This window comes from Kitasatospora sp. NPDC048722, from assembly GCF_040650235.1.
Classification (GTDB): domain Bacteria; phylum Actinomycetota; class Actinomycetes; order Streptomycetales; family Streptomycetaceae; genus Kitasatospora.
The window spans coordinates 145810-165388 of the sequence record NZ_JBEZGX010000009.1; the positions used below are offsets into that span (position 1 = coordinate 145810).

Below are 19579 nucleotides of genomic sequence, written 5' to 3' on the forward strand. Positions count from 1 at the left end.
GCGGGTGCCCGTGCCCCTATGATCCCGCAGCGGTCCGACGGGCCCCCGGCGGCCTGCCGGGCCGGCTGCGGGGAGATCCCCGTCTCAACTACGCGCGTAGCCCCGGCCGGAGGGTTCGGGGGCCGTCCGACCAGCCGTTATCGTGGTGACGGTCAGCAGCTCACAGAGGTTCCCCGGGGCCCGCGTCGCGGCGGGTTCTCCTGGTGTTCCCCCTCGCTCGACCTGCCGTTCGTAGTGGCCCCACCGCCGGTGGACGTACCAGCGGGCGGCGCCCGACCTACGGAGAATCGCGCAGTGGCCGCCGCCCCCGCCCAGCTCTTCCCGCCCCGTACGCCCGGACCGGCCCGCCTGGTGGTGCTGGTCTCCGGCTCGGGCACCAACCTGCAGGCGCTGCTCGACGCCGCCGCCGACCCGGCCTACGGGGCCGAGATCCTCGCCGTGGGCGCGGACCGCGACGGCATCGCGGGCCTGGAGCGCGCCGAGCGGGCGGGCCTGCCGACCTTCGTCCACCGGGTCAAGGACCACGCGGACCGCGCCGACTGGGACCGCGCGCTGACCGCCTCCGTCGCCGCCCACGAGCCGGACCTGGTCGTCACGGCCGGCTTCATGAAGATCCTCGGCCCCGAGTTCATCGCGGCCTTCGGGGGGCGGATCGTCAACACCCACCCCGCTCTGCTGCCGTCCTTCCCCGGCGCCCACGGCGTCACCGACGCGCTCGCGTACGGGGTGAAGGTCACCGGCTGCACCGTCCACCTGGTCGACGCCGGGGTGGACACCGGGCCGATCATCGCGCAGGGCGTCGTCGAGGTCGCCGACGCCGACCACGCCGATGGCGGCGAAGCGCTGCACGAGCGCATCAAGACTGTCGAGCGCAAGCTGCTCGTCGACGTCGTGGGCCGGCTGGCCCGCGAAGGTCACCGCATCGAGGACCGAAAGGTATGGATCCCGGCATGAGTGCCAGCTCCACCACGCCCCCCGTTTCGGAGAACATCCGTCCGATCCGTCGTGCGCTGATCAGCGTGTACGACAAGACCGGTCTGGAGGAGCTGGCCCAGGGCCTGCACGCCGCCGGGGTCGCGATCGTCTCCACCGGCTCCACCGCCGGCCGCATCGCCGCCGCCGGCGTCCCGGTGACCGAGGTCTCCGAGCTGACCGGCTTCCCGGAGTGTCTGGACGGGCGTGTGAAGACGCTGCACCCCCGCGTGCACGCCGGCGTGCTCGCCGACCTGCGCCTGGAGTCGCACCGCGCGCAGCTGGCCGAGCTGGGCGTCGAACCGTTCGACCTGGTCGTCGTGAACCTCTACCCGTTCAAGGCCACCGTCGCCTCCGGCGCCACCCCGGACGAGTGCGTCGAGCAGATCGACATCGGCGGCCCGAGCATGGTCCGCGCCGCCGCCAAGAACCACCCGTCGGTCGCCGTCGTGGTCGACCCGGCCCGCTACGGCGACGTGCTGACGGCCGTTCGCGAGGGCGGCTTCGACCTGGCCACCCGCAAGCGCCTGGCCGGTGCCGCGTTCGCCCACACCGCCGCCTACGACGTGGCCGTCGCCTCCTGGTTCGAGGCCGGCTACGCCCCGAGCGACGAGCGCTTCCCCGAGTTCCTGGGCGCCACCTGGGAGCGGCAGAACGTGCTGCGCTACGGCGAGAACCCGCACCAGGGCGCCGCGCTGTACAGCGACGGCACCGGCGGCCTGGCCGGCGCGCAGCAGCTGCACGGCAAGGAGATGTCGTACAACAACTTCGTCGACACCGACGCCGCCCGCCGCGCCGCCTACGACCACGCCGAGCCGGCCGTCGCGATCATCAAGCACGCCAACCCGTGCGGCATCGCGATCGGCGCCGACGTCGCCGAGGCGCACCGCAAGGCGCACGAGTGCGACCCGGTCTCCGCGTACGGCGGTGTGATCGCGGTCAACCGCCCGGTCACCGTCGAGCTGGCCGAGCAGATCGCCCCGATCTTCACCGAGGTCGTCGTGGCCCCCGGCTACGAAGAGGGCGCGGTCGAGGTCCTGGCCCGCAAGAAGAACCTGCGGGTGCTGCTCGCCCCCGAGGCCCCGGTCAACCGCCAGGAGGTGCGCCCGGTCTCCGGCGGCGTGCTGCTCCAGGACGCCGACCGGGTGCACGCCGAGGGCGACGACCCGGCGACCTGGACGCTGGCCAGCGGCGAGGCGCTCTCCGAGGCGGAGCTGGCCGAGCTGGCCTTCGCGTGGCGGGCCTGCCGGGCCGTCAAGTCCAACGCGATCCTGCTGGCCAAGGACGGCGCCTCGGTCGGCGTCGGCATGGGCCAGGTCAACCGCGTGGACTCGTGCAAGCTCGCGGTCGAGCGGGCCGGCGAGCGGGCCAAGGGCTCGTACGCGGCCTCGGACGCGTTCTTCCCGTTCCCGGACGGCCCGGAGATCCTGATCGCCGCGGGCATCAGGGCGATCGTGCAGCCCGGCGGTTCGATCCGCGACGAGCAGGTCGTCGAGGCCGCCACCAAGGCGGGCGTGACGATGTACTTCACCGGCGCGCGCCACTTCTTCCACTGACGGCGTGACCGAACGCAGGAGCGGCCCGGCTCCCTCCGAGAGGGGGCCGGGCCGCTCCGCGTCGCCGTGCGGGCCGGTCAGTAGCGCGGCCGGTTGAACCAGGCGACGCCGTCCCGGGTGGTCACCGCGGCGATCCAGAGGACGCAGATCGCGATCCACAGCACGCCGATCCCGACCCCGAACCCGGCGCCCACCGCGGCACCCGCGACCTGGGACTGGGCGCCCCCGGTGATCGAGCTGATCAGCACGCCGAGGCCGAGCAGCAGGGCGATCGAGCCGTACACGATGGTGGTGATCCGGGTGGCCGGGCCGCCGCTGCCGAACTTCACGCCGAGCGTGATGGAGAGCACCGCGGCGAGCAGGTAGACGACCCCGATGACCAGCAGGACGCTCGCCGCCGCGTTGCCGAAGATCGCGGTGTCGCTGCCGGTGGTGTGCTCGTTGGCGACCTTCTTGGCGCCGGCCGCCCCGATCAGCAGACCGGCCGTGATGAGGACCTGCACCGCGCCGATGATGAACAGGAACACCCGGGCGGTGACCATCAGGCCCGGCATCGACATGCGCTGGGGCGCGACCGGCGGGTACCCGTACATCGGCTGCGCGGCCGGCTGCGGGTAGCCGTACCCGGCGGCCGGCGGGGCCTGCTGCGGGTAGCCGTACCCGGGCTGCTGCGGCTGGCCGTAGGGGTTGTTCGGGTCGGGCGGGTAACTCATCGAAGCCTCCGGGCAGTTACGGGGACGTGGGGACGGGACGGCGGAGCGCCCGGAGCCGGCCGGCGGGTCGGGGCGCCGGGCGGACGGGACGCTGGTCGGGCGCGTCGGCGGCACGGCGACGGTGCCGCGGCGCCGGGCGCCGGCGGCTCAGGAACGTGCCCGGTGCGGAGCGAGCGGGAACGGCGGCGGCGCGCTGGACGGCGCTGTGTCGTGTGGTCGGCTCACTGCTTCTTTCCCCCGGGTGCGCCCCGCCGTGGTGTCCGTCGGCCCGTCACCGGGCCGGTCGCGGCAGGGCCGTGCCCATATCGTCGACCGGACGGGAGCGCCGTGTCCAGCCGCCCCCCGCGGCGGTGGCGAGACTGTGGCGCAACCGCAACGCGGCACCGGCCTTCCGTGTCCGTCCCGTTCTCCCGCGGGCCCCGGCGGAGCGGGTCCGGTGCCCTGGTACGGAGGCTCGCCGCGATCCGGGAGAATGGGGTCATGACTGCCCAGATTCTCGATGGCAAGGCCACTGCTGCCGCGATCAAGTCCGAACTCGCCGTCCGCGTGGCGGCCCTCAAGGCGAAGGGCGTCACGCCCGGCCTCGGCACCGTCCTGGTCGGCGACGACCCGGGCAGCCGCTGGTACGTGAACGGCAAGCACAAGGACTGCGCCGAGGTCGGCATCGCCTCGATCCAGCGCGAGCTGCCCGCCACCGCCACCCAGCAGGACGTCGAGGACGTCGTCCGCGAACTCAACGCCGATCCGGCCTGCACCGGCTACATCGTCCAGCTGCCGCTGCCCAAGGGCCTGGACCAGAACCCGGTCCTGGAGCTCATGGACCCGGACAAGGACGCGGACGGCCTGCACCCGACCTCGCTCGGCCGCCTCGCCCTCGGCATCCAGGGCCCGCTGCCCTGTACCCCGCTGGGCATCGTCGAGCTGCTGCGCCGCCACAACGTCGAGATCAACGGCGCCGAGGTGGTCGTGGTCGGCCGCGGTGTCACCGTCGGCCGCTCGATCGGCCTGCTGCTGACCCGCCGCTCCGAGAACGCCACCGTCACCCTGTGCCACACCGGTACCCGGGACCTGGCCTACCACCTGCGCAAGGCCGACATCATCGTGGCCGCCGCCGGCGTGCCGCACCTGATCAAGCCGGAGGACGTCAAGGCGGGCGCGGCCGTCCTGGACGTGGGCGTCAGCCGCAGCGAGGGCAAGATCGTCGGCGACGTCCACCCGGGCGTGGCCGAGGTGGCCGGCTGGATCTCCCCGAACCCGGGCGGCGTGGGCCCGATGACCCGCGCGATGCTGCTCAACAACATCGTCGAGGCGGCCGAGCGCCGCGCCGGCGTCTGACACCTCCGGGAGGCGGCGGACATGAGTGACCCACGACCCGCGGCGCGGTCCCGGCAGCGGCCGGTCAAGACCACCGGCACCATCCCGCCGGAGGGCTCGGCCGCGGCCCTCGGGCGCGAGCACGCCCTGCCGGTGCGCCAGTGGCCGATAACGCTGGTCCTGCTGGTGGTCGGCGCCGGGCTGGCGGTCACCTGGTTCGCCGACTTCAAGGACGGCTTCAAGTACGGGCTGCTGATCCTCGGCGGCGGCGTGCTGCTCGGCGCCGTCCTGCGGCTGGTGCTGCCCGAGGTCGGGATGCTCGCGGTGCGCAGCCGCTTCACCGACGTGTTCGTGCTGGGCTTCCTGGGGGCGGCGATCGTCCTGCTGACGCTGGTGGCCCAGCCGAACCCGTGGCTGGAGTTCCCGCTGCTCGACAACATCGGGCAGTTGATCGGACGCCCCAAGCACTGATCCCGCGCCACCGCGCCGCGCGACGGCCCCCGTCCGGGTTCTCCGGGCGGGGGCCGTCCGCGTGCCCGACGGGCGTTCCGCTGTGACGCATCAGCCACGCCCGCGCACGCGGCGTACGCTTCCCTTTGCGATAACCTGACGCCGGTCTCTCGATGTCGAGAGACCATCCTCGGCTCCAGTGCCGGTGTGCCTGGGGCACCTGGCGATTTGCTGGAGAAGGTAGAAATGACCCGCACCCCCGTCAACGTCACCATCACCGGAGCAGCCGGCCAGATCGGCTACGCGCTGCTCTTCCGCATCGCCTCGGGCCACCTGCTCGGTGCCGACGTGCCGGTGAACCTGCGCCTCCTGGAGATCCCGCAGGGCCTGAAGGCCGCCGAGGGCACCGCCATGGAGCTCGTGGACTGCGCGTTCCCGCTGCTGCGCGACATCACCATCACCGACAACCCGAACGAGGCCTTCGACGGCGCCAACGTCGCCCTGCTGGTCGGCGCCCGTCCGCGCACCGCGGGCATGGAGCGCGGCGACCTGCTGCAGGCCAACGGCGGCATCTTCGGCCCGCAGGGCAAGGCCATCAACGACCACGCCGCGGACGACATCAAGGTCCTGGTCGTCGGCAACCCGGCCAACACCAACGCCCTGATCGCCCAGCGCAACGCCCCGGACGTCCCGGCCGAGCGCTTCACCGCGATGACCCGCCTGGACCACAACCGCGCCGTCGGCCAGCTCTCCGCCAAGACCGGCGCCCTGGTCTCGGACATCAAGCGCGTCACCATCTGGGGCAACCACTCGGCGACCCAGTACCCGGACATCTTCCAGGCCGAGGTCGCCGGCAAGCCGGCCTTCGAGGCCGTCGGCAGCGACCAGGCCTGGCTGGAGAACGACTTCATCCCGACCGTCGCCAAGCGCGGCGCGGCCATCATCGAGGCCCGCGGCGCCTCCTCGGCCGCCTCGGCCGCCAACGCCGCCATCGACCACGTGTACACCTGGGTCAACGGCACCGCCGAGGGCGACTGGACCTCGATGGGCGTCGTCTCCGACGGCTCCTACGGCGTCCCGGCCGGCCTGATCTCCTCCTTCCCCGTCACCACCAAGGACGGCAAGTTCGAGATCGTCCAGGGCCTGGAGATCTCCGACTTCTCCCGCGCCCGCATCGACGCCTCGGTCAAGGAGCTGACCGAGGAGCGCGACGCGGTCCAGGAGCTCGGCCTCATCTGAGCCACCCGGCTTCTTCGACGGCCCGCCGCCTCCCTCCCGGGGAAGCGGCGGGCCGTCGCCTTACACTGGCGCGCTGTGAACGAAACCATCGGGGACGCGGCGCTCGTCCTCGTCTTCATCCTCCTGGGCGGGCTCTTCAACGTCGCCGAGATCTCGCTGATCTCGCTGCGCGAGGGCCAGATCCGGACGCTGGAGGCGCAGGGCACCCGGCGCTCCGCCCGGGCCGCGCACCTGGCCGCCGACCCCAACCGCTTCCTCGCCGCCGTGCAGGTCGGCGTGACCTGCATGGGCTTCCTGTCCGCCGCCTTCGGAGCGGACACGCTGGCCGGCAAGGTCGCCCCGCTGTTCGTGCGGGCCGGGCTCACCCGGGGCGTCGCCGACGCCATCGCGCTGGTCGGCCTCACCCTGGTGATCAGCTACGTGTCGCTGGTGCTCGGCGAGCTCACCCCCAAGCGGATCGGCCTGCAGCGCGCCGAGTCGATCGCGGTGACCGCGGCGCCCGTCGTGGACGTGATGTCCTCGGTGCTGCGGCCGGTGATCTGGCTGCTCGGGCACTCGACCAACATGATGGTCCGACTGCTGGGCGGCGACCCGACCGCCGGGCGCGGCTCGATGAGCTCCGAGGAGTTGCGCGGCCTGGTCGCCGCCAACACCGAACTCGGCAGCGACGAACGGGCGTTGATCGCCGATGTGTTCTCCGCCGGGGAGCGGCAGCTGCGCGAGGTGATGGTCCCGCGCACCGAGGTGACCTTCCTGGACGCCGAGCGTGCCCTGACCGCCGTCCGCCACCAGGCCGAGACCTCGCCGCACTCGCGCTACCCGGTGGTCGAGGGCAGCGCCGACGCGGTGGTCGGCTTCGTCCACGTCCGCGACCTGTACGGCACGCGCGGCGAGCAGGCCGCCAAGGTCCGCGACCTGGCCCGCCCGGTCAAGCTGCTGCCCGGCACCAAGCTGGTGCTGGAGGCGATGGGCGAGATGCGCCGGGAGGGCCACCACCTGGCGATCGTGGTCGACGAGTACGGCGGCACCGCGGGCATCGTCACCCTGGAGGACCTGGTCGAGGAGGTCATCGGCGAGATCCGGGACGAGTACGACCGCCCGGAGACCGCCACCATCCGCCGACTGGCCGGCGGCGGCATGGAGCTGGACGGCCTGCTCAACCTCGGCGACTTCGCGGAGGAGACCGGCGTCGCCCTCCAGGAGGGCCCGTACGAGACGGTGGCCGGCTGCCTGGTCGCCTCGCTCGGCCGGCTGCCCAGGGACGGCGACCAGGTGCGGGTACCGGTCGAGGGCGGCGGCGGGGTGCTGCTGACGGTGGCCAAGCTGGAGGGCCGGCGGATCGCCCGGGTCAGGGTGAGTGCCGTCACACTGTCGGAACCTCCAGGGGCAGAGGTTTCCTGACCGCCCGGTGGAACTGGAACAATGGCCCGCATGGTCAACGCAGCGGTCACTGGTCCGGTCAAGGACCGTCCTCGGGTGCTCTCCGGGATCCAGCCCACCTCCGGGTCGTTCCACCTCGGCAACTACCTCGGCGCGGTGCGCCAGTGGGTCGACCTGCAGAAGGACAACGACGCCTTCTACATGGTGGTCGACCTGCACGCGATCACGGTGCCGCAGGACCCGACGACCCTGCGCGAGAACACCCGGATCTCCGCCGCCCAGCTGCTCGGCGCCGGCCTGGACCCGGAGCACTGCACGCTCTTCGTCCAGTCGCACGTGCCCGAACACGCGCAGCTGGCCTGGGTGATGAACTGCCTCACCGGCTTCGGCGAGGCCTCCCGGATGACCCAGTTCAAGGACAAGTCCGCGCGCTACGGCGCGGACAGCACCACGGTCGGCCTGTTCACCTATCCGATCCTCCAGATCGCCGACATCCTGCTCTACCAGGCGGACGCCGTCCCGGTCGGCGAGGACCAGCGCCAGCACGTGGAGATCACCCGGGACATCGCGGAGCGCTTCAACTCCCGCTACACCCCGACCTTCACGGTGCCGAAGGCGTACATCCTCAAGGAGACGGCGAAGATCCAGGACCTCCAGGACCCGGCCGTCAAGATGAGCAAGTCGGCCTCCTCGCCCAAGGGCCTGGTCAGCCTGCTGGACGACCCGAAGGTCAGCGCCAAGAAGTTCAAGAGCGCCGTCACCGACACCGGCACCGTCGTCTCCTACGACGAGGACGGCAAGCCCGGCGTCTCCAACCTGCTGCGGATCCACTCCGCGCTCAGCGGCCGGTCCGTCGAGCAGCTGGTCGCCCACTTCGAGGGCAAGATGTACGGCGCCCTGAAGACCGAGCTGGCCGAGCTGTTCACCGAGTGGGTCACCCCCTTCCAGGAGCGCACCCGCACCTACCTGGACGACCCGGCCGAGCTGGACCGGGTGCTGGCGCTCGGTGCGGACAAGGCCCGCGAGGTGGCGTCGCAGACGCTGGCGACGGTGTACGACCGGATCGGCTTCCTCCCGGCCGCCAAGCGGTGACTCCCCTCACACGCCTGCCCGGTGGTGGCGACCTCCCCGAGGTCGTCACCATCGGCGTGTCCGTGAGCGTCCCGGACCCGTTCGGCGCGCAGATCCAGGACGCCCGGGCCGGGCACGGCGATCCGCTCGCCCGGTCGATACCGACGCACGTCACGCTGCTGCCGCCGACCGAGGTGCCGGCCGAGGAGCTTCCCAAGATCGAGGAGCACCTGGCGGCGGTGGCCGCGGCGCACCGGCCGTTCCGGATGCTGCTGAGCGGCGGCGGCACCTTCCGCCCGGTCTCCCCGGTGGTGTTCGTCCGGGTCGAGGAGGGCGCGCAGGAGTGCCGGCTGCTGGAGGCTGACGTCCGCTCGGGCCCGCTGGCCCGCGAGCTGGCGTTCCCCTACCACCCGCACGTGACGGTGGCGCACGGCCTGCCGGACGACGTGCTGGACCAGGCGTACGAGCAGGCGCGCGGCTTCCGGGCGGCCTTCACGGTGCCCGGGTTCGGCCTCTCCCGGTTCGACGCGGACGAGGTCTGGCGGCCCTGGCGGAGCTACTCCTTCGCGTGAACCGGCCGGATCCGCCGGATCGGCTGGACCGGACGAACCGTCCGGAGCGAGCGAATCAGCTGGCGGTGCGGGTGAGTTCGAGCATCCGGTCGACGACCCGGCGGGCCGCGCCGCCGTCGTCCAGCGCGCAGTGGGCGGCCCGGAAGCGGCGGTAGCGCTCCGCGTACCCGGTGGTCAGCCCGGTGCCGCCGTCGGCGAGTTCGCGCAGCGCGCCGACCAGCTCGGCCGAGTCCGGGACGAGCGGGCCGGGGGCCTCCGTCTCGAAGTCGAAGTAGAAGCCGCGCAGGGTGTCGCGGTAGTGCTCCAGGTCGTAGGTGAAGAAGAGCACCGGGCGGCCGGTGATCGCGAAGTCGAACATGATCGACGAGTAGTCGGTCACCAGCACGTCCGCGACCAGCAGCAGCTCCTGGACGTCCGGGTAGTCCGCGCAGTCGTACAGGAAACCGTCCCCGGCGCCCGGCAGCGGCTCGCGGACGTGCGCGTGCGGGCGGATCAGCAGCACGTGGTCCGGGCCGAGGGCGCGGCGCGCGTGGTCGAGGTCGATCCGCAGGTCGAGCCGGAAGCCGTCGCCGTCGCCGCGCTGCTGGTCCTCGCGCCAGGTCGGCGCGTACAGCACGATCCGCTTGCCCTCGGGGATGCCGAGGCGGCGGCGGACGGCCGCGGCGGTGCGCCCGTCGGGCCGGGCCAGCACGTCGTTGCGCGGGTAGCCGGCCTCCAGGATCTCGCCGCCGTACCGGAACGCCCGGCGCAGGATCGGGGTGGCGAACGGGCTGGGGGAGACGAGCACGCTCCACTGCGGGGTCTCGCGGTCGAGCGCGTCCAGGTAGCCGTGGTCCGACAGCCAGGGGTTCTCGACGTCGTGGGCGATGCGCTTCAGCAGCGAACCGTGCCAGGTCTGCACGACCACCTGGCCGCGGCGGCGCTCCAGGAAGTCCGGGAAGTGGGTGTTGCCGACCAGGTACCGGCAGGTGGCCAGCGCCCGGTACCACTCGGGGCTCCAGATCCGCACCGCGGTGACCCCGGGCGGCAGGTCCGCCTGGGCGTCGTCGACCACCCACAGGTGCTCCAGCGGCAGCTCGCGGCGGACGAGTTCGGCGTGCACCGCGCGGGGGGAGTCGGCGTAGCCGCGGCCGCCGAACACGTCGTACAGCACGGCTTCGCGCAGCGGCTCGCGGCGGGCGGCGGGGTAGTCGGAGGCGCGCAGGCGGGACTGCGTCCAGGCGCTGCGCTCGGTGGCGCTGAGCACCGGTGTGGAGTCCACCAGCAGGGTGTCGTGCCATCGGCGCTGGAGCAGGACGGGCTTGCCGCCGGCCTGGGTGGCGGCCGGCAGGGCGGCCAGCGCGCCGGGCGCGGCGAGCAGCGGGCGGGTCGGGCCGGAGCGGTCGGCGGGCTCCAGCGCGGCCTCCCAGATGCCCTTGCGCAGCGGCAGGGCGGTGCCGTCCGAGCCGGTGCGGGTGGCGGGCACCTGCACCCGGAAGCGGCCGTCGGCGCCGGCCTCGACCGGTCGGCGGACCTCGCCGGCCGTGCCGGTGTGCCGCAGCACCAGCTCCAGCCGGCCGGCGGCGGGGTCGGGGCAGTGCCCGGCGAGCTCGAAGGCGCCGGCCTTGACGGCGATCCGGTCGATCATGCCGGCCGCGGGCTGGACGCAGACCTGGAGCCGGCCGTCGGCGAGGTGCTTGAGGTAGAGCGCCCGGTCCGCGGTGCCGGGCAGCCGGTGCTGGCCGGCCACCGGGCCGCCGCGCTCGTCCACGACGAGTTGCTCGGTGCTGCCGTCGGGGCGGCGCAGTTCGGCGTCCCAGTGCTCCAGGTCGCCGGTGCCGCGTCCGTCGGCGGTGAACGGCCGGTAGGGCAGGTGGACGGCGAAGGCGTTGCCGGCGCGGGCGACGGGCAGCTCGACGACGGCGTCGCTCTGCCGGTGGCGCAGCCGCAGCGCGGTGCCGGACGGGCAGTGGTCGGCGGTGCCGCGCAGGTCGAGGCCCCCGTCGACGGGGGTGGCGGCGGTGAGCCGGACGCCGGGGCGCTCCAGGAGCAGGTGCAGGCGGTCGTCGGTGAAGTGCGGCAGGAGGCGCACGTCGCGGTCGACCCAGCGGGCCGGCGGGTACTCGCCCGAGCCGCACCAGTGCGGGGCGAGCGTGCCGTACTGGCGGCGCACCCGGGTGGGGCGGGGGCGGGTGAAGAGGGTGGCCTCGATCTGCCAGTCGCCGAGCAGCCACTGGCCGCCGCGGCGCAGCCGCCCGGGCTCGATCACGGCGGTGAAGCCGGACCAGTCGTGGTTGTGCTCGGGCTGGGCGCTCTCGTCGGTGATCTCGGGCAGGCGCCGCGGCCGGGAGCGCACGTGGACGGGCGGCTGGGCGTCCTCGGGGTGGCGCAGGGTGAGCCAGGTCCAGGCGGAGCCGGCCCGGCCGGTGTCCTGGTCGTGCGGGCGGGCGAAGCCGGTGAGCTCCAGGCCGCGGCCGGCCCAGCGGGCGCGCAGCAGGCCGAAGACGGCGTCCTCGGACCGGGTGGGCAGCGCGGTGGTCACACGGGGGTCGGCGTGGGGCAGGACGAGCCGCGTGAGCACTGGCATTTCGGGTGGAGCCCTTCGGGACGGGAACCCGGCGTGGCGCTTGGCCGGGGGTGTTGCCGACCGGCGGCAGCCGGGCGGTGACAGTCGAATTGACATCCCATACCGGGACGACACCCGGGGTCAACTGTACGGTTCGTAGAATTTCCTGAGAAATTTGCCGACGAAACGCCAGTTCGAGTGCAATGCGGGTGTAAAGGCCCGGGCGTCCTCAGGTAACTCTCAGAAATGCCGAGGCGTCCGGTGCGGAATCGCACCGGACGCCTCGGGACGTTCGAGGAAAAATTACTCCTTTCGGAGCATGGCATCGACGACGCGGGCGGAGGCCTTGCCGTCGTCCAGGTCGCAGTAGGCCTCGCGGAAAGCGGCGGCCTTGTCGGCGAATTCGGCGGCGACCTCGTCGACCCGGCCGAGTGCGGCGACGAGTTCGGCGGACGTGGCCAGCAGCGGGCCGGGGGCCACCGATTCGAAGTCCAGGCTGAAACCGCGCAGGTTGTCCCGGTAGTGCTCCAGGTCGTACGTGAAGAACAGCACCGGCTTGCCGGTCGACGCGAAGTCGAAGACCGAGGCCGAATAGTCGGTGACCAGCACGTCGGCGATCAGCAGCAGCTCCGCCATGTCGGGGTAGCTGCCGACGTCCCAGACGTAGCCGTTGCCGGCGCCCTGGATCTGACCGCACATCACGCTGTGCCGGCGCACCAGCAGCACCTGGTCCTCGCCGAGCGCGGCCCTGGCCGCGTCCAGGTCGACCCGCAGGTCGATCTGGTAGCCGCCGTTGGGCCGGCGCCGGTCCTCGCGCCAGGTCGGGGCGTAGAGCACGACCTTCTTGCCCTCGGGCAGCCCGAGGCGCTCGCGGACCTGCTCCGCGGTCTTCTCCCGGTCCGGGGCGAACAGCAGGTCGTTGCGGGGCGAACCGCTCTCCAGGATCTCGCCCTTGTAGTCGAAGGCGCGCTTGAGCAGCGGGGCCGACCAGCTGTTGCCGGCCACCAGGAGGCTCCAGTTCGGGACCTCCTTGGCGAGGCCCTTCAGGTAGTTGGAGTCGGTGAACCAGACCTTCTCGAAGTCCAGGCCGATCTGCTTCAGCGGCGTGCCGAGCCAGGTCTGCACGACCACCTGGCCGGGGCGGCGGACGAAGAAGTCGGGCAGGTGGGTGCTGGTGACGATGTACTTGGCGGTCGCCAGCGCCTCGAACCACTCCGGGCTCCACAGCCGGATCGCCTGCGCGGTCTGCGGCAGGTCTGCCTGGAGGTCGTCGCTGCCCCACAGGTGCTCCAGCGGCAGGCCGCGGCGCACGAGCTCCTCGTGGATCGCCCGCGGGGAGTCCGCGTAGAGGCCGCCGAGGCCGCCGTTGTAAAGGACGGTCTCGCGCACCGGGTGCCGACGGGCGGCCGGGTAGTCGGTCGTCCGCAGCTGGCGCTGGCGGTAGCCGCTGCGCTCCTCGGGCAGCAGGGCCGAGTGCGACTCCAGCGACAGGCCGTCGTGGTGGCGCCGTTCCAGCACTATCCGCTTGCCGCGGGACTCCACCTCCAGCGGCAGCGTGCCGAAGCACTCCGGCGAGATCAGCGCGTGCAGGACGACGGCGTCGTCGAACGGAGCGCCGACCGGACGGAAGAAGACGTTCCAGGTGCCCTGGGCGAGCGGCACGCGCCCGGCGAAGGAGGCGGTCGGCACGGCCGGCATCGCGGTGCGGAAGCGGCCGTCGGTGATCTCCACCGGGTAGACGTGCTCCTCCTCGCGCCAGTCGTGCCGGACGACCAGCTCCCAGCGGTGCGAGTCGGGCAGCGGGAAGGAGCCGCTCAGCAGGAAGCCGTCGGCGCCGCGCGAGGCGACCTCGTCGACGATCGGCTGGAGCAGCTGGTCCGAGAACTGCAGGTTCCCGGCGGGGGAGGGCTTGGAGTAGAGCGCGCGGCGCTCCGCGGTCGGCGCCTGCGGGTTGAGGACGACGTGCAGCTGCTCGGGCGCGTTGCGCTCGTCCCAGACCACCGGCACGGCGGTTCCGTCGGTGAGCACCAGGGCGGTGTCCCAGCGGTCGCGGGCACGCTCGGCGGCCACCGGGTCCAGCTCGGCCCAGGCCTCGCGGACGGCGGTCAGCTCGGCCGCGGGGAAGGAGACCGAGAACGGCTGCAGCGTGCCGACCGGCGCGCCCAGCTCCAGCGGGAAGGCCAGCTCGCGGTCGGACTCGACGTGGATGAGCCGCAGGCGGGCCCCGGCGAAGCTCGTGCCGGAGCGGGCCGCGCCCGAGACCTCCACCTGGCCGGCGTGCGCGGCCAGGCCGGTCACCCGGGCCCTGACCGTCTCCACCTTCAGGTAGACGAAGTTGTCCCGCACCCACGGCACGATCCGCACGTCCGGTTCGACCCAGTGCGTCGGGAGGTACTCGGCGGTGTCGCTCCAGCCGGCCGAGACCCGGCCCTTGTACACGCCGCCCTTGCCCGCGCCGGCGACCAGGACGCGCCAGTGGCCGTCCTTCCACTGGCCGCGGTGCTTGAGCTTCTTCGGGTCGAGGGCGACGGTGAAGCCGGCCCAGTCGCAGTTGTACAGGTCGTGGCTGCAGCTCGCGGTGGCCTCGGGGCTGTACTGGGTCCTCATCGGTACGGCGACGACCCGGCGGCCCTTGGTCTCGCGCAGCACCAGCGTGCGGACCATGTCGTGCTTGCCGGCCGCGCCCAGCTGCTCCGGGTACGCGTGCCCGGTCAGCTCCAGCTTGCCGCCGACCCAGGCCGAGCCGTACAGCCGGCTGCGCATGACCAGCGAGTTGTCCAGCTTCAGGACGCCGGCCGGGACGCTCTTGCGGCCGCCGCGCAGGAACGGGTAGTCGGCGTACGGGCGCAGCAGGCCGCGGGCCTGGACGCCGCCGTTGCTCTCGCCCTCGTACTTGATCTGCTCGACGAACTCGTCGACCCGGCCCTGGAGGGTCAGGTGGTACTTGAGCCGCAGCGGCGCGCGCAGCTTGCGGACGTGCTCGGGGCCGATCGCCCGCAGCAGCCGGCTGACGTGCTTGACGTAGGCGTCCCGGTACTCCTTGTCGCCGTCCACGACGGACCAGAAGAACATCGGGATCTCCTCGACGAGGGTGTTCTCGTCGTAGGAGCGCAGGTACTGGGCGAAGCGCGGCTCGGTCTGCTTCTTCAGCCAGCCGCGGACCAGCTCGACCGAGGCGACCCGGTCGATCAGGCCCTTCGGGTTGGTGCGCATCTGCGTGATCGACATCTCGCCGACCTCGCGCTCGCGCCAGTGGTAGATCGGCTCGGCGAGCACGTCCACGCTCTTGGCGAGGTAGTGGTGCGGCACGCTGACCGGGGCGTCCTCGTACAGGATGCCCTCGGGGTACAGCAGGCCGGCCGCGTCGAAGAAGGAGCGGCGGTACACCTTGTTCCACGCGGTGCGGTCGGTGACCAGCGCGGGGATCTCGGTGATGTGGGTCTTGAGCCTGGTCTCCTTGAACGGCTTCACGTGGCCGCCGGACTGGTAGTAGCCCACCGCGCGGAAGCGCAGCACGTTGCCGGTGGCGAAGTCGGAGCCGGTCTCGTCCAGCGTGTTGATCATGAGCTCGTACGCGCTCGGCGGCATCGAGTCGTCGCTGTCGACGAAGCAGAGGAACTCGGAGTCCGGGTCGATGTGCCGGATGCCGGTGTTGCGGGCCGCGCCGAGACCCTTGTTCACCTGGCGGACCAGGCGGAACCGGGAGTCCTTGGCGGCGTAGGCCTCGGCGAGCGCCGCGCTGCCGTCCTTTGAACCGTCGTCGACCATCACGCACTCGAAGTCGCCGAAGGTCTGGGCGGCGATCGAGTCGAGGCACTCGACGAGGTAGCGCTCGACGTTGTAGATCGGAACGACGATGGAGAGGCGGGGAGCCATCGGCTACGCAGGCCTTTCTCGGGAATCAGCGTGGCAGCCCGGGTCGGGGTCTGGCCGCACTTTTGAATCGGTGCGTACGTGCACCGCGATCCTACCGTCCTGGCCAAGGCGCTCCCGGGGGCCACTACGCTGGGCCCGTGCCCCGCTTCAGCGTGATCGTCCCCGTGTACCAGGTCCAGGACTACCTCGCCGAGTGCCTCGACTCGGTCCTCGGCCAGGACGGTCCCGACTTCGAACTGATCGCGGTGGACGACCGCTCCCCGGACGGCTGCGGCGCGGTGCTCGACGAGGCGGCCGCCGCGGACCCCCGCGTCCGGGTGCTGCACCTGCCGGAGAACGTCGGCCTCGGCCGCGCCCGCAACGCCGGCCTGGAGGTCGCCACCGGCGAGTACGTGATCTTCCTCGACAGCGACGACACGCTCACCCCCGGCTTGCTCCGGGCCGTCGAGGACCGGCTCGCCGCCACCGGGGACCCGGACGTCCTGGTCTACGACTACGCCCGGACCTACGTCGACGGCCGGATCACCCGCGCCGCCTCCGCCCACGTCTTCGACGCCGCCTCCCCGGACGTCTTCGACCTCGACGCCCGCCCCGACCTGCTCGACCTGCTCCAGGTCGTCTGGAACAAGGCCTACCGCCGCGGGTTCATCACCGAGCAGGAACTGGTCTTCCCGGCCGGCTACTACGAGGACACCCCCTGGACGTACCCGGCGCTCCTCGCCGCCGCGAGCATCACCCTGCTCGACCGGATCGGCGTGCACTACCGCCAGCGGCAGGAGGGCGGCAACATCCTGGCCACCGCCAGCCGCAAGCACTTCGACGTCTTCGCCCAGTACGACCTGGTCTTCGCCTTCCTCGACCGCCGCCCCGACCTCGACCGCTGGCGCCCGGTGGTCTACGGCAAGATGCTGCACCACCTCAACACCGTGGTCGCCAAGCCCGGCCGGGTCCCGGCCGGCGACCGCCGCGAGTACTTCCGCCGCGCCGCCGAGCACTGCGCCCGGCTGCGCCCGGCCGGCTACCGCCCGCCCGCCGGGGTGGACGGGGTCCGCGCCGAACTGCTCAGCCACGGCCGCTACGGCGCGTACCGGACCGTCCGCGTCCTGGCCCGGGCCCGACGGCTGGTGAGGCGCTGAACCCGCCCGCCGCAGGTCGAGCCTGACGGCCGTTCGGGGGACGGGCGGGTATAACCGGTCGGGTGGACTTCCTGACCCGCCTTCCGGTCGTCGGCCCGCTCGTCGCGCGGGTACTGCGCAGCCGCCCGTACCAGGTGTACGAGCACTTCACCGCCGCGCGCGGCAACCGGCTGGCCGGCGCGGTCACCTTCTTCGGCTTCCTCGCGCTGTTCCCGCTGCTCACCGTGGCCCTGGCGATCGCCGCCGCAACCCTCAGCGACAGCCAGGTCGCCGACCTGCAGAAGCGCATCTCCGACCAGTTGCCGGGCATCTCCGACGCGCTCGACCTGCCGTCCCTGGTGTCCAACGCGGGCGCCGTCGGGCTGGTCAGCGGGGCCCTGCTGCTGCTCTCCGGCCTGGGCTGGGTGGACACCATACGCACCTCGATCCGGGACGTCTGGCAGTTGCCGTGGGAGGACGGCAACGTGATCCTGCGCAAGGCGTGGGACTGCGTCGTGCTCGGCGGCCTCGGCCTGGTGTCGCTGCTCTCGCTGGGCACCTCCGCCGCCGGCACGACGCTCGCCGGGCGGATCGCCGCCGCGATCGGCCTGCACAACGGCTACCTGCTCACCGGGGTCGGTCTCGTGATAGCGGTGGCCTGCGACACCCTGCTGTTCGCCTACCTGCTCGGGCCGTTCGCGGGGATCCGCGGCCAGCGCCGGCGCGACGTCCTGCAGGGCGCGCTGATCGGCGCGGTCGGCTTCGAGCTGCTGAAGGTCCTGCTCGCGTCCTACCTCGGCTCGGTGGCCGGGAAGAGCCTGTACGGCGCCTTCGGCGTGCCGGTGGCGCTGCTGCTCTGGATGAACTCCGTCTGCCGCCTGCTGATGTACTGCGTCGCCTGGACCGCCCTGGCCGACCCGGCCGCAGCCCGCGAGCGGACCCGCGAACACGGGCGGGCGCTGCTGGCGGCGGCGGCGGACGAGGCGGAGACGGAGGCGGCCCGGCCCCTGGGGTGAGGCCGGGCCGCCGCAGGGCGACGCCGCGTCAGCTGCCGCCGGTGGGAGTGCCCGCCCGGCGCTTCAGCACCGCCAGGGCCCCGGCACCGGCCACCGCCCCGACGACGATCGCGAGCCAGCCGCCGACGCCGATCCCGTCGCCCCCGTCCTTCGAACCGGCCGCCGCGGCCCTGGACGCGGAAGCCGACGGGTGCGGCGGCGGTGCCGGCGTCCCGGCCGTGCCGCCCGCCTGGCCGGTGGGCTGCTCGGCGCCGGGCTGCTGCTCGTCCACGAGCCTGCCGACCGGCTGCACCTTCCCGGCCGCGGCGAAGCCCCAGTCCAGCAGCGCGGCCGTCTCGTCGTAGACCTTCTGGTACGACGCGGGGTGCATCACCGTCACCAGCAGCGTGCGGCCGTCGCGCTCGGCGGCGCCGACGAAGGTCGAGCCGGCATTGGTCGTCGTGCCGTTCTTCACCCCGATCAGGCCCGGGTACTTGCCCAGCAGCCGGTCGGTGTTGGCGATGCCGAAGCTGCCGCGCTGGCCGGTGTTCTTGTCCACGGCGCCCGGGAACATCGCGTCCCGGGTGGCGCAGTAGCCCCGGAAGTCCGCGTTGCGCAGACCGGCCCGCGCGAACAGGGACAGGTCGTAGGCCGAGGAGACCTGGCCGTCCATGTCGTAACCGTCCGGGGAGATCACCTTGGTGTCCCGGGCCTGGAGGGCCTCCGCCCGCGACTGCATCTCGGCGACGGTCTGCTGGACGCCGCCGTTCATGTGCGCCAGGACGTGCACGGCGTCGTTGCCCGAGCTGAGGAACACCCCGCGCCACAGGTCCTCGACCCGGTAGTCCAGGTTCTCCTTGATGCCGACCAGGCTGCTGCCGGGACCGATCCCCTGGATCTCCTCGTCGGCGACCCGGTGGACCGCGTTGCGGTCGAACTTGGGCAGCACGGTGTCCGCGAAGAGGATCTTCAGGGTGCTGGCCGGCGGCAGCCGCAGGTGCGGGTTGTAGGACGCCAGGACCTCTCCCGACGCGGCGTCGGAGACTATCCAGGACTGGCCGGTCAGATCCCCCGGCAGTGCCGGAGCGCCGGCCATCGGCGAGACCTGGACCCCGGACTGGCCGAGCCGGTCGCCGCCGACCACGGCCGGCGGAGCCGGCGCGGTGGGGGCCGCGGCCGCCGCCGGGGCGACGAACAGGGCCGGCAGCACCGCGGTGGCGGCGAACAGGTGCGCGAGCTTGCGAGGGCGTGCGATCACCCGCCGACCGTACCCACTCGGGACCCCCTCCGTGCGCCACACCGGCAAGGTCCTCCGGAGGAGGGGCCCTCCGTACGCCGATCGGCAGCCCGCGCATACTGGGGGTGCACACCGCCTCCACACCGCCGCCGAGGACCCCGCATGAAGCTCAGCCGCCGCACCTCCTGGTTCCTGACCGCCTTCGGCGTCTGGTCGGTCATCATCTGGACCACCTTCGTCAAGAACCTGTGGAAGGACTCCGGCGGCCAGGCCTTCGTCAACGGCGACCACTCCCAGCCCACCGCCTTCTTCTGGATCCACCTCCTGCTCGCCGTCACCTCCTTCTGCCTCGGCATCGCCGTCGGCACCATCGGCCTCCGCGGCCTGCGCGCCACCCGCCGCACCCCGGCCACCGACTGAGGAACGCCCGAAGGCCCCGTCCGAGCGATCTTGAGTTCTAGGGATCGTTGCAACACCCCACTTCAAGGGGTGCGATGTTCGAGATCCGGAAGAACCGGACGGTGGCTCAAGGGTCGAGGACCCT

At 72.7% G+C, this 19579-nt stretch carries 15 protein-coding genes; 11 read left to right on the plus strand and 4 right to left on the minus strand.

The features are described 5' to 3' along the window. The first annotated feature begins 294 nt into the window (after positions 1 to 294). Both purN and purH read left to right on the plus strand, forming a co-directional pair. Complete coding sequence (gene purN, locus AB0C76_RS10080; RefSeq protein WP_359962410.1) at positions 295 to 954, plus strand: phosphoribosylglycinamide formyltransferase; 660 nt, start codon at positions 295 to 297, stop codon at positions 952 to 954. After that, positions 951 to 2528, plus strand: a complete 1578-nt coding sequence (purH, locus tag AB0C76_RS10085; protein WP_359962413.1) for a bifunctional phosphoribosylaminoimidazolecarboxamide formyltransferase/IMP cyclohydrolase — start codon at positions 951 to 953, stop codon at positions 2526 to 2528. Before purN ends, purH begins: the two co-directional genes overlap by 4 nt. Before the next feature lie 77 nt (positions 2529 to 2605). Here purH and AB0C76_RS10090 read toward each other — a convergent pair whose 3' ends face one another. Next, on the minus strand, positions 2606 to 3241 hold the full coding sequence (locus AB0C76_RS10090; RefSeq protein ID WP_359962416.1) for a hypothetical protein: 636 nt from the start codon (positions 3239 to 3241) through the stop codon (positions 2606 to 2608). Positions 3242 to 3721: 480 nt separating this feature from the next. On the opposite strand from AB0C76_RS10090, the gene AB0C76_RS10095 reads away from it, so the two are divergent. The 6 genes from AB0C76_RS10095 to AB0C76_RS10120 all read left to right on the plus strand — a co-directional run bounded on the left by AB0C76_RS10095 (position 3722) and on the right by AB0C76_RS10120 (position 9267). Continuing rightward, complete coding sequence (locus AB0C76_RS10095) at positions 3722 to 4576, plus strand: bifunctional methylenetetrahydrofolate dehydrogenase/methenyltetrahydrofolate cyclohydrolase (protein WP_359962419.1); 855 nt, start codon at positions 3722 to 3724, stop codon at positions 4574 to 4576. Positions 4577 to 4597: 21 nt separating this feature from the next. After that, positions 4598 to 5026 (plus strand): DUF3017 domain-containing protein, encoded by a 429-nt coding sequence (locus tag AB0C76_RS10100; RefSeq protein ID WP_359962422.1) that lies wholly within the window; start codon positions 4598 to 4600, stop codon positions 5024 to 5026. Positions 5027 to 5251: 225 nt separating this feature from the next. Beyond that, the gene (locus tag AB0C76_RS10105) at positions 5252 to 6244 is read left to right on the plus strand and encodes a malate dehydrogenase (RefSeq protein WP_359962425.1); all 993 of its coding nucleotides are present in this window, start codon (positions 5252 to 5254) and stop codon (positions 6242 to 6244) included. A 75-nt stretch (positions 6245 to 6319) separates the two neighbouring features. After that, positions 6320 to 7645, plus strand: a complete 1326-nt coding sequence (locus tag AB0C76_RS10110) for a hemolysin family protein (RefSeq protein ID WP_359962428.1) — start codon at positions 6320 to 6322, stop codon at positions 7643 to 7645. 30 nt (positions 7646 to 7675) lie between these two features. Further along, positions 7676 to 8716 (plus strand): tryptophan--tRNA ligase, encoded by a 1041-nt coding sequence (gene trpS, locus AB0C76_RS10115; protein ID WP_359962431.1) that lies wholly within the window; start codon positions 7676 to 7678, stop codon positions 8714 to 8716. Next, complete coding sequence (locus AB0C76_RS10120; protein ID WP_359962433.1) at positions 8713 to 9267, plus strand: 2'-5' RNA ligase family protein; 555 nt, start codon at positions 8713 to 8715, stop codon at positions 9265 to 9267. Before trpS ends, AB0C76_RS10120 begins: the two co-directional genes overlap by 4 nt. A gap of 55 nt (positions 9268 to 9322) precedes the next feature. Here AB0C76_RS10120 and AB0C76_RS10125 read toward each other — a convergent pair whose 3' ends face one another. Beyond that, positions 9323 to 11833 (minus strand): CDP-glycerol glycerophosphotransferase family protein, encoded by a 2511-nt coding sequence (locus AB0C76_RS10125; RefSeq protein ID WP_359962436.1) that lies wholly within the window; start codon positions 11831 to 11833, stop codon positions 9323 to 9325. A 282-nt stretch (positions 11834 to 12115) separates the two neighbouring features. Further along, complete coding sequence (locus AB0C76_RS10130; RefSeq protein WP_359962439.1) at positions 12116 to 15688, minus strand: CDP-glycerol glycerophosphotransferase family protein; 3573 nt, start codon at positions 15686 to 15688, stop codon at positions 12116 to 12118. Positions 15689 to 15825: 137 nt separating this feature from the next. Here AB0C76_RS10130 and AB0C76_RS10135 point away from each other — a divergent pair, with 137 nt between their 5' ends. Continuing rightward, on the plus strand, positions 15826 to 16824 hold the full coding sequence (locus tag AB0C76_RS10135; protein ID WP_359962442.1) for a glycosyltransferase family 2 protein: 999 nt from the start codon (positions 15826 to 15828) through the stop codon (positions 16822 to 16824). Between the two features lie 62 nt (positions 16825 to 16886). Further along, positions 16887 to 17819: a YihY/virulence factor BrkB family protein gene (locus AB0C76_RS10140; protein WP_359962445.1), complete on the plus strand. Its 933-nt coding sequence runs from the start codon at positions 16887 to 16889 to the stop codon at positions 17817 to 17819. Positions 17820 to 17847: 28 nt separating this feature from the next. Here AB0C76_RS10140 and AB0C76_RS10145 read toward each other — a convergent pair whose 3' ends face one another. Beyond that, positions 17848 to 19056: a D-alanyl-D-alanine carboxypeptidase gene (locus AB0C76_RS10145; protein WP_359962447.1), complete on the minus strand. Its 1209-nt coding sequence runs from the start codon at positions 19054 to 19056 to the stop codon at positions 17848 to 17850. A 141-nt stretch (positions 19057 to 19197) separates the two neighbouring features. Between AB0C76_RS10145 and AB0C76_RS10150 the strand changes: the two genes are divergently transcribed. Continuing rightward, positions 19198 to 19455: a hypothetical protein gene (locus AB0C76_RS10150; RefSeq protein ID WP_359962450.1), complete on the plus strand. Its 258-nt coding sequence runs from the start codon at positions 19198 to 19200 to the stop codon at positions 19453 to 19455. The last annotated feature ends 124 nt before the right edge of the window (positions 19456 to 19579 follow it).